The sequence below is a fragment of the Pseudophaeobacter sp. genome (genome assembly GCF_039971195.1).
Classification (GTDB): domain Bacteria; phylum Pseudomonadota; class Alphaproteobacteria; order Rhodobacterales; family Rhodobacteraceae; genus Pseudophaeobacter.
Genome location: NZ_JBDWPJ010000003.1, coordinates 1 through 11,025 on the forward strand (window position 1 = coordinate 1; position 11,025 = coordinate 11,025).

Here is an 11,025-nt window from a genome sequence, read left to right on the forward strand (position 1 = left end):
CGGTAATTCTTGAGGTGACTGAGGGCGAGATCGTTCTCGGCCTGGCGGACAACACTGGGCTGTCTGGCCGCGCCTGCGGAGATCTACGCTTTTGCCCGATAGATGTATCGCTCTTTTGCAGTCCCGATGCGGTTGCCGAGCAACGACTGCGTTACGCGATGGGGCTGGATGTCTGGTTCGCCCGTCTGAACAACATAGCCTACGGATATGGGCAGGGATTTGAACAAAACGATCTGCCGACGGGCGCGCAGTGCATTACATGGGTCAAAGACGAGGAGGGCGCAGAGGCACTCCCCCGGCCGCATTTCCCACAGGATGGCGCCCTAAAATCCGTGGTCGCCCGCGACACAGAGACACTTTTGGCAAAACCCATGGCCGCGCCTGCCATTGCCTTGGCCAACGCGCATCTTGTGCAGGACATTGTCGCCGCCTTTCAGAGCCCTCCCAATGTCCTGTCCCAACGAAGGGCAAAACAGGCGACGCAGGAGACCGCCCGTCTGGATCGTGCCTTTTCGCTGCTCTCCGTGTCCCTGTCTGCGCAAAAACCAGCATCACAGCTGGCCCATAGCGCGGCGCAAACGGGGGGCGGGTTTGCCCAGATTGCGCATTTGGCCGCGCGGGCAGGCCAGGATCTGTCTCCGTTTGAGAACCCCAAGGGGCTGACCGGGCGGGACTATATTTGCGCCCTGTGTGATGCCAACAACATTCGCTACCGCACGATTGCGCTGACGGACAAATGGTGGCGCAAGGATTCCGGTGACTTCGTCGCATTTGATGCCGAAGGGCAGGTTCTTACCGTCATGAGAGAGAACAGATCCTATGTGGTGCAGGATGCCAGTGGAGACAAACGGAGCTTTCACACCGAGATGGCAGCGACATGGCAGGGGCCGGGAATGTTTTTATACTGGCCGCTTCCAGATCGCCCGGTCAACGGCTGGGGCTTGATCGGGCGTGTGTTTCGCACCTGCGCCTCTGATCTTTGGGTCCTCTTCGGGGTGAGCCTGGCCATGGGCCTTCTGGCGCTGGTTTTACCAATTGGTGCGGGCGTTCTGGTTGGGCAAATCATTCCGCAGGAAAGCCTGGCTTTGTTGGTGCAGCTTGGGGTAATCCTCGCCCTGGTCGCCATGGTGCAATTTGCCATCGGCATCATTTCCCAGATTGCAGCGGCCAGGATTGAAACCCGCGCCACGCTTTCGATCCAGGCATCCGTCATGGACCGGATACTGCGCCTGCCAACCGGGTTCTTTCGCAGCTACTCTTCGGGTGAGTTGACCCAGCGCGCGCTGGCGATCAGCCGACTAGAGCGACTGGTGACCAATGGCATGATCACGGGAGTCCTATCTGGTCTTTTTTCGTTCCTGAGTTTTGGGCTGATGTTTCATTTTGCCCCCGGATTGGTTCTGCCCACACTGGCGCTGGCGGCGACTTTTATCGGCATCGCTGCACTTCTTGGCCGGGCCGAGACAGCTGCCGCCCGCCGCCAGATCCTATCCAGCGGTCCTGTTGTTGCGCGCATGATGGATATCGCACAGGGGATCGAAAAGCTGCGTTTTTCTGCTGCCGAGGCTCCGATGTTTGAGCGATGGGCCCGGGCCTTTCAGGTGCACCAATCGGCAGCTTACCGAGAAAAGCAAATGGCGGCGTTGCTGGAGATCTTCAGTGGGTCATTTCTTGCATTGGCCACATTGGTGGTTTTTGTGATTGTCGGAATGCGCGGGAGTGAAACTGCGATCTCCACGGCCAATCTAGTCAGTTTTCTGACCTGTTTTGCCAGCTTCATGACTGCGCTTGGCCAATTGACCCGCACTGCGACTCAGATTGCGAGCTTCAGGCCGATCTATGATTTTGCCGCCCCCATTTTGCAGGAGGTCCCCGAAAACAGTCAGGGTGGCACCGACCCCGGCGCGCTACAGGGTGAGTTTTCGCTCACCAATGTGCACTTTGCCTACAAAGGTGACGGGCCGATGATCCTGGACGGGTTGAGCCTGACAATCGGCGCCGGTGAATATGTGGCACTGGTTGGGGACTCGGGCTGCGGAAAATCGACCCTGCTGCGGCTGCTTATGGGGTTCGAGACCCCGAAATTCGGATCCGTCAGTTTGGACAGAATTGATCTGCGAAATATCGACAAACGCCTGATGCGCCGTCAGTTCGGTGTGGTCATGCAGGATGCCAAACTGCTGCCCGGCTCGATCCATGATAACATCGTTGGTACCAATTTTGGCATGCCGATGGATCAGGTGCTCCAGGCCACCCGGCAGGTCGGACTCGAAGACGACATTCGGCAGATGCCCATGGGGTTTCAGACAGGCGTTGTTGAATCATCCGGTGGGCTTTCCGGTGGGCAGGTGCAGCGCATCATGCTGGCGCGGGCAATTGCAGGCAAACCGAGGGTTTTGTTGCTGGATGAAGCAACAAGTGCCTTGGATAACCGGACACAGTCCATTGTGACCGAAACCTTGGATGGGATGACGGCGACGCGGATCGTCGTGGCGCATAGGTTGTCCACAGTTTTGAAAGCCGACAAGATCATCGTGCTGGAAAAAGGTCGGGTTATTGAAACTGGCGACTATGACACGCTGATGGAAAAGGGGGGGAAATTCGCATCCCTAGCACAGCGGCAGCTTGTATGACCCGGGCCGCATTCTGGCCCTTTCGGAAATGTAGAATTGTTTGAATGCAATATCTTAACTTCAATGAAACTCTCGTGAATCCGAAGTTTCAATAAATTGTTTGAGCTTTATTTAACCCTTTTGGACCTATCGTCTACCCACAATACAATCGATCCTTTTGCCCCAGTGGACTTATTTGAAATACCGTATTTGGGCAGGGAATTTTAAACTTCACATGAGGAACTTACTATGTCGAATTGGACCGAAGAAGAGCATCAATCTGCCATTTCTGCGTTGATGGAGCGCTGCGCAAGTGATGCGAATTTTCATCAAAGCGCCATGGCTGACCCGGCAGCTGCGATCAAGGCCGTGTCCGGCAAAGATCTGCCTGAAGGTTTCAACCTGCGCCTAGTGGCCAATGATGGTGCAGATCTGACCCTGGTACTGCCCGACCCGGTGAGCGAAGATCTGTCTGATGCGGATCTGGAAGCTGTCGCCGGTGGTGGTCGCACCTGTTATGTCACCGTAGGTTAATCCGAGATTGATCAAACGCTTCGGCTGGCCGCACCCGTGACTGGCCGGAGTATACGCCTTGCCTCGGATTGAGGTCCGGAGCCTGTTCTTTTTCTGAAAGTCGTTCTGTGACAGTCCCGTTTTTCACGCCTGCAGTCTTGCCCTGTCCGCCCTATACAATTCGACCCATTGATCCTTGGCTGGCTAAATCGGCTGCTGCTTTGGTTTTTCCGCATTTTGCAAAGCACCTGCACAGTACAGACCCAGCCATCATCCGATTGGCGGCTGTTGCGCGCGATGAAAGCTCAAAGACGACGCGGGTTCTGGGGGTCATATTGGTTAAGGTCGACCAGGCCAGCGCCACTGTTCTGTCACTGGCTGTGGCACCGGAATATCGCCGCAAAGGTGTCGCCGGGGCGCTGCTTGACCGCGCGCTGGGGCTGGCCCGGGCTCAGGGCGTCGAACGCGCCTGCCTGTCATTTGTCTCGCGGATGCCACAGGTCGCTGCACTGAAGGCTCTTTTGCGCAGCGCTGGCTGGTCAGAACCGACACCAAGGACACTGTTTGCAGAAACGGCGCCACAGCAGGTGTTGCAACAGGCCTGGGCCCAGCGTGTTCTGGATCGGGGGCCGCGCAATGCCACTGCTTTTGATTGGAGCGACCTGACGCCAGAAGACCGCGCCTATGTTGAGGCCGAAATAGCAGGCGGCCACTATCCGCAAGATGTTTCCCCCTTCTGGGATGAGGGCAATATCGCCCCGGTCAGTTTGGGGCTTCGCGCCGCAGATGGCTGTGTGGTGGGCTGGCTGGCGTGCCATTTCGTGCCACAGACGCCGGGGACCCTTCGGTTTAGCCGTAGCTTTTGCCACGCAGCTTCGGCCTTTAGCGGCAACGGGGCTTGGATCATGGCAACAGGACTGGACCGTCACGTAAACAGCGGCCTGCACCAAAGTCACCCGACAGTTCTTTTTGATGTGGATTGCCGCAATAGGGTGATGATGAATGTCTATCGGCGCCGGATAGAGCCATACATTGACACCTCATATCAAAGCTTTCTTGTCGTAAAGGACCTATGCTGAAGATGACGCCCCAAACGCCCCCTTTGCACCAGATAGCCGAACCAAACCCCATTCCGGTGATCGGGTTTGAAGAGCACAATGAGGCACTGATTGCGCTGGTTTGGGCGCGCGAGAATAAAGTGCTTGGCAACTTGCCTGCACGCCTTTTGCATGTGGATCAACATCAGGATCTGGTGGTGCCACAGCTCAGCCAGATGATCGCTGACACGCCGCTGACGGTTCCGGCCATCAAAGACCTGGTGGAGACCGAGATCTCAATCGCTAGTTTCATTTGGGCAGGGGTTTATCTGGGACTTCTGGATGAGATGTTCTGGCTTGCGCCCAAGGCTCCTGTTCCCGGGGGAAGACCACGTTCAGCCATGCCCAGTAAGTACCTGTGGATTGCCACCACGGATGAGCAAAGGCGAGAGATGATTACCTTGGTGCAGCGCCCGGAAGCGAGCAAAGTGGGCAATGACGACCGCAAATCATTGTCGTTGCATTTTGTCGATACCGAGGCCCGGATCCCTGAACGGCCCGGCACGAAGGCTGCCCCTTGGGTTCTGGGCATTGATCTGGACTATTTCTCCTGCAACAGCATGCCTGAAAGCGGGTTTCGCATCAGCGTGACGCAGGAAACCTACGAGCAGGTCGCAACCAACCGACATCACCCGCTACGCCTTTCGCCGTCTCATCGGATCGAGGCCCGTCGCGATGCGCAGGGCTACTGGCTGGAATATGATATGCTGCCTGCTCGCACCTCGGACCCGCTTGTGCGTAGCAAAGACGAGATCAAGACTGAGATCGACAGATTGGCCGAGATGTTGTCGCGGCAATCCGCTGCCCCCTCATTGATCTTGATTGCCCGCTCACAAATCAGCGGGTTCACCCCCCGCCACCAATCTGAATTCATCGAGACGCGCGTGAAAAACATGCTGGCCTCGGTATTTTCCTGCCAGATCTTGGAAGGATCCGACCTATGGTGAACTCAAATTCACCAGTCCTACAAGTTCCAGTGGCAGGCAGCCGTATGCAAACTATCGTGAAACGAAATCGCATCTCGGCGACGGAAATGAACCGAGAGTTCCTGCGCCGTGGCAGCTCCCGCCCCGTGTTGTTGAAGGATCTGACAGATGGCTGGCCCGCGATGAAACGCTGGACCTTTGATCATTTCGCGAAAACCTACGGGAGTGAGCGGATCATTGTGACTGATTTTTTGGGCTCAAAGAACCTGCACAAGGTCAGCTTTGCCCACTATCTTGATTACGTGCGCGCCCCCTCTGCGGATTTTTTGCCGGGACAGCGGGCGGAAACGCCCTGGTATTCCCCCTATTGGTCCCCCTTCGTGGATCATCCCGAGTTGTCCGCTGATTTTGATGTCTCTGAAACGGTGGAAAACTGGATGCCGGATGCAAGTTGCATTGACGCCCCAGAAGGATCCAGCGAGGCGTTGTTTGCGCACTGGACGCTGCGTGGTTTTTCTTGGCTGTTCATCGGCCCGGAAGGGACTTTTACGCCGCGGCATTTGGATACGCTAAACACCCACGCCTGGAACACGCAGATCCGCGGGCGCAAGCGGTTTGACCTATGGGCTCCGGGCACCCCTTTGGAGGACGAGACTCCGGATATTCAGGTGGTGCTTGAGCCGGGCGAGACACTAATCATTCCAATGGGCTGGGCGCATGCCGTGGTTGCGCTTGAGGCTTCGATCAGTCTCACAGGGAATTTCTTCAACCGCACCAACAGTGCTGCGTTCTTTCACACGATCTACAGCCAGCCCGATGTCTGGCAGGCCAAGGCGCGGCTGGTTCCCGCGCTCAAGGCGCAACTGGTACCATGACCAAGACCCTGCGTGGAACTGATCCTGAAGAGCCCGTTGATCTTGTGCAGGCTGTGGCGGACATTGTTGCACGCGCCCAGACCCTCGAAGAGCGACTGGTCGCGGGTGCACGCCGGGAGCAACCCTGGCTGCAGCATCAGCAAACCGAAATGATCCAGAGTTGGCGCAATATCTGCGCCAAAGGCGACCCGGAAGAGTTCCGTAAGCGCTTGGCCTGGTCAGGTCTAAATCCTGACCAGCTGGAGGCATATCTGGGCGACCCGGCTGCCATCGCGCGCAGCCAGTGGCCGGACTGGGCGGAAGTGCTGCTCGATGTGTTATCGAAATACCGTTTTGGTGCCGGGCCTGACCTCGAACCGACCGCAGACCCTGCCCACCCTTTTGCCGAGGTCTTGATGGGTTTTGTCGACTACGCTGCGCAGCATTTGGACGGTGCCTACGATGATTTGTCTAAAGCACTGTTTTGTGACAGTCGTCCCGCCATGCAAAACGGGTTGCTCAGCCGCCTGAGCGATGTGGCCGTGCAGACATTGATGGCCGAATTTCAGATCTTTCGCAGGCCGCTGCTTGCAGGTACCATGGTGTTGCCGGGTATGCATAAGGCTTATGATGCCTTTGTCGCATCCCTGAAGGGCGAGGGGTTGCTCACGCTTTTGCAGAAATATCCCGTTCTTGCGCGACTTCTGGCTACTGTGCTGCAGCACTGGAGCAGGTTTGCCCGAGGGTTCCGTGACCGGTTGTTGGTAGACCTGCCGCTTTTAAAAGACGCCTTTGGCTTTCAGGGGCCTGCCCGACTTGATCTGGGGATCTCCGATCCACACCTGGGCGGGCAGGCCTGTATCAAACTGGTGCCGCCTGTTGGGCCTGCCGTATTCTACAAACCGAAATCTTTGCAATCTGAGCTGGTTTTTGAAGCCTTTCAGGCGCATCTGAGCAGGCGGCTTGGTACTGCGTTGCCGCCCAGAGGGGGTAACCTGGATCGCGGTCTCTATGGCTGGAGCAAGGAGGCCGTGCCAGTTGCTTGCGCTGACGAAACTGAAGCCTCTGCATTCTTTCGCTCCTGCGGACAACTGCTATTTGGGCAATACTTGCTGGGTGGCGCTGACATCCATTATGATAACCTGATCGCAGTGGGGCCGGTGCCGGTCATCATCGACCAGGAATGTCTCATGTCGAACTGGCCCGGCCCCGGTGAAGATCAGGTTTCCGCCAACCTGGCCTCTGTACGTGCCATGGCCTTTGAGACCGTAATGCGCACCTCGATGTTGCCAGAGTGGAATGATGTCATTGAGGGGCTGCCGCTCGATATAAGTGCCCTTGGCGGAACCAGTAGTCCCCAAAAACTCGCTCCAGAACTGACGGTTCTGCACGTGAATTCTGATCTAATGCGGCTGGTGCGCAAGATCAGCCCAGTTATGCGGAGCAAGGCTAACCTGCCACGCTGTGGCGACAAGTGGTATAACCCTGCAAATTACGTTGATGATATTTTGCTAGGATTTTCGGAGTGCTACCAAGCTCTCCGCAGCATGCCGGAATTGCCTGCCCCCTTGGCCCAAAACCTGCAGTCATTGAACGCCCGCGTGGTGTTGCGGCAGACCCGCGCCTATGCTGAGCGGCTGACGCGTTTGTGCGCACCCGCCAATCTGCGCAACGGGATTGCCGCGCAGCTGTCGATGGAGAGCTTGTTTCAGTCGCTTATACAGGACCCGGCCATTGCGGATAGCTTGGTTCCAGTGGTTAAAAGTGAGTTTGCCCAATTGATGACTATGGACGTGCCAGTGTTGCATGCCCAGGCCAATGGCTGCGCTATCCAGTTGCCGTGCAAATCTGAGGCTCCGGATGTCTTTCCAACCTCGGCCATGGATAACCTCAAGGCGCGGATCACCCGCCTGGGCGACGCGGATCTGGCCTTGCAAAGGCAAAAAATCCTCACGAGTTTTGCTTGTCATGAAAGGGTGGCTGCGGATTGCTCTCCCTGGGTGAACTTTAGGGGAAAGCGCAGCCCGGCAAAGGACATTCCAACCGCTACGGTCCAGCCTTCGGTCCCGGTGCTTGAACGGATGGCGGGGGACCTTATGGCGCAGTCCATTCAGGGCATTGACGGCTCTCTCGCGTGGCATGCCCCGGTGTACAAAGAGGCCATCGGGGCCTGGCGCATGTCGCCGCTACGCGAACGGGTGTTTGATGGCTCTCTCGGCATTGCACTGTTTCTGGCGGCGCTGACGCGGCAGAGCGGCAAAAAGGAATACTTGCAAGCGGGGCTGAACGGGATATCAAACCTCCTAGAAACCGCTGATCGGGCCGCGACGGTGCGTATGCTGGTGACTCCGGGAATGGGTTGCGGCACGGGAATCGGCTCGGCCATCTACGGTCTGGTGCAACTTGCGCAAATTAGTGGTGATGGCCAACTGACCGATGTGGCGCGTGATATTTTCTACCGGGTTGAGGAGCTCCGGATTGAAGGAAGCGAAAGCGCGTCCAAAGAAGACTACGGTTTGGTTGCCGGCCTGTCCGGGTATCTGAATGCATGCATGGTTCTGGATCGGCATCAGTCAGGAGACGAGCGGGTGCTGCAGACAATTCAGGTCTGCGCGGCGCAGATCGTGGAGGCGTCGATCCCTGATGGGCAGGGAGGAGCCTATTGGGCAGCACCTCATTGCCCTGCGCGGCACGGCTTTGCCCACGGCAGTGCAGGTATTGCGATGGTCCTTCTGCGCGCTGCACGACATCTGCAAGACGAAAGACTTCTGGACTGCGGTCGCCGCGGTCTCAGCTTTGCTGTGCGACAGGGGCAGGAGGCTGATCTCAGTTGGAAAACGGGTCGCATAGGGCAGTGCATCGCCGTGCAGGAGGCGCTGTCCATCTTGAATACGCAGGATGCGGCTTTGCAGAATTGGCTTGATGTGCAGATGACCGCGCTCAGCAGTCATTCTGGACTAGTCTTGGACGATTTGTGTTTTGGAGAGGCCGCTCGGGCCTCTGTTCTGCAGCGCAGCACCGAGGTTTGCAAAACACATGATTGGGATCCGGTTTCTCAGCGAGCGTTTGATCGGCTATGGGCGCGCGCGGACAAAGGGAATTTTGAGTTTGGATGGCCCCAGGGAGTAGCATTCCCCGGCTTTTTCCAGGGCACTGCTGGGATCGGCTATCAGTTATTGCGTTGTGATTTTGATTTGACGCTGCCTGATGTCTTCGCATTTTCCTAGAGGCCAGAACTGATGGCTTTTCCAATCTCCATATACAGGAAACCTCTCAACAACAGCAACCTTTTGGTATTTCTCCCCCAAGAGAGCCTCGATCTTGGGCCACGCTCGGGGATCCGGGTATTGGTCTGTTGCTGCCCAGAAAAGGGGGGCGGCAACTGCGCTCCGTAGACGCCAAATATGATGGATTGGACCGCTCATCTTATGAAAGCTACAAGTTATGAAAGCTACAGGCTCGGATTTACCTACAATCTGAGTTCCGAGTTGTAGACTGTCTGGCAAAAGGTCGCCTTTCGTGGGAGGGTGGGAAACTCTCTGAACCGGGGCCTCCCTAACTCGATCTGGCACATCATCAAAGTGATTTGGCAGGGGGAGTGAATTTTGATCCTGGTTTTACCTGGTTCGTGATTGAGAATACCGCAACTCACCCCGCAACATTCCAAGGAGGTTCTCGCTATAACCATCTGATTTAGATATTCACTACAGTAGGTTTCAACCTCTTTGTGACCTCCAAAGCGAAGTGCTGTCTGGCCCAGCTAGATGCCATTCCAACCATGGTCCAATGAGTTGCTGTAACTGATTCTGGAAACGGTTTTTGGTGGTGAGCAATTCATCAACTTTTCGATCACCAGTATGCCTTTTGGGTTTTTATTAAGCTGCTGATGATAAACATTTTTGTGGGATTTTAGAATCCTACCACCCCAGCCAGTACTTTCCAGCCAGAGACGTAAGAGCGACGGAGCCCAGACTGGCCCCAATCGCCCCCGTTTCGGCCCCTGCCTTTCGGGTCATCTGGGTGGTGTACTTGCCTCTCAGAGCCGCCCCCTCTCGCTGTGGGAGAGGTCGGCAGCGTTATGCCTGAGTATAGTGGGGCAGAGGGATAAGTAATGGAAGAGAAGGGAAGAAACGGGAAGCCCCCCGGAGACTACCCGGTTCCCCCATCATGTTCCCCTACCCCCAGAACCTAGATACGCTAACCTCTCGTTGAAGCACCGCTGACGCACCTCGTAGGCGGGGCAGCTGGGGCGGTGACGAAACTGAACATAGTCATCCACGAGATCTGGGTTGGCTCGCTGAACCTCATCCAGGCCCTGATAGTTTTGCGAGAGAGCGACCTGACAGCCAAGGGCGGCGATAGCGGCTGCTCCCATGCTGACCTTGAGGTGGCGGGCCATTCCCGCATTCGCTCTGTCTCAGGTGTATCGCTGTACTCCAAGTTCCGTTGAGACGTCTCAGCCCCGCGCATGATGATGTTCTCCTTTTCTGGATGGGTCAGAACATGCTGGGGGCCGAACTTGGTATGCCTGAACAGCCGTCGAAGCGGCTCCGCTGCCCTGATGCGGGTCGTCCTGTTTGTAACCGCGCCGGGGCCTGCATAACTCGCTGCAGCCAGATCGATGTACCCCAGCTCATGCAAGCGGCTGATAACTCGAGGAGACTGCCGGGACATACCAATCTTGTTGTATCTCGAACCGGTCTTCCAGGCGGTGTTGTTCATGGTCACTGCCACGGAGAGATCTGGATCGATTGCCCAAGCCAGGATCGTGACCAACGACCGATATCGTGACTGGGCGGAGCAGCATCCCGAGATTGCCGAGCCAGGACACTTGATCCGGGGAGGATACAGGGCAGGAAAGCTATGGTTGGACGTTAGGGATCCAGCGAGGAATTCAGCTGCCCGCTAGCACACATCGCCCGTTTGGACGCCTACCCATTGAGGGGCAGTAGTTTACTACTTATTCCTCAGAAGCTCCCTCAGAGGGCGCGACACGCTTAGGGTCAGGCTTCATAACCAGAAC

The 11,025-nt window shown here is 56.7% G+C and carries 7 protein-coding genes; all 7 read left to right on the plus strand.

The features are described from left to right. On the plus strand, positions 1-2,633 hold a 2,633-nt coding region (locus ABJP42_RS00080), incomplete at its 5' end, for an ATP-binding cassette domain-containing protein (RefSeq protein ID WP_348337833.1). Positions 2,634-2,861: 228 nt separating this feature from the next. After that, complete coding sequence (locus ABJP42_RS00085; protein WP_348337834.1) at positions 2,862-3,146, plus strand: NHLP leader peptide family RiPP precursor; 285 nt, start codon at positions 2,862-2,864, stop codon at positions 3,144-3,146. Positions 3,147-3,403: 257 nt separating this feature from the next. Further along, entirely contained in the window at positions 3,404-4,204 is an 801-nt protein-coding gene (locus tag ABJP42_RS00090; RefSeq protein WP_348337835.1) for a GNAT family N-acetyltransferase, read from the plus strand. A 2-nt stretch (positions 4,205-4,206) separates the two neighbouring features. Then, the gene (locus ABJP42_RS00095) at positions 4,207-5,169 is read left to right on the plus strand and encodes a peptide arginase family protein (RefSeq protein WP_348337836.1); all 963 of its coding nucleotides are present in this window, start codon (positions 4,207-4,209) and stop codon (positions 5,167-5,169) included. A gap of 86 nt (positions 5,170-5,255) precedes the next feature. Continuing rightward, complete coding sequence (locus ABJP42_RS00100; protein ID WP_348337838.1) at positions 5,256-6,023, plus strand: cupin-like domain-containing protein; 768 nt, start codon at positions 5,256-5,258, stop codon at positions 6,021-6,023. A gap of 395 nt (positions 6,024-6,418) precedes the next feature. Next, positions 6,419-9,229, plus strand: coding sequence for a type 2 lanthipeptide synthetase LanM (gene lanM, locus ABJP42_RS00105; RefSeq protein WP_348337839.1), 2,811 nt, complete (start codon positions 6,419-6,421; stop codon positions 9,227-9,229). Positions 9,230-10,254: 1,025 nt separating this feature from the next. Then, positions 10,255-10,452 carry a hypothetical protein gene (locus ABJP42_RS00110; protein ID WP_348337837.1) on the plus strand — a complete coding sequence of 66 codons (198 nt, stop codon included), beginning with the start codon at positions 10,255-10,257 and terminating at the stop codon, positions 10,450-10,452. Positions 10,453-11,025: the final 573 nt, after the last annotated feature.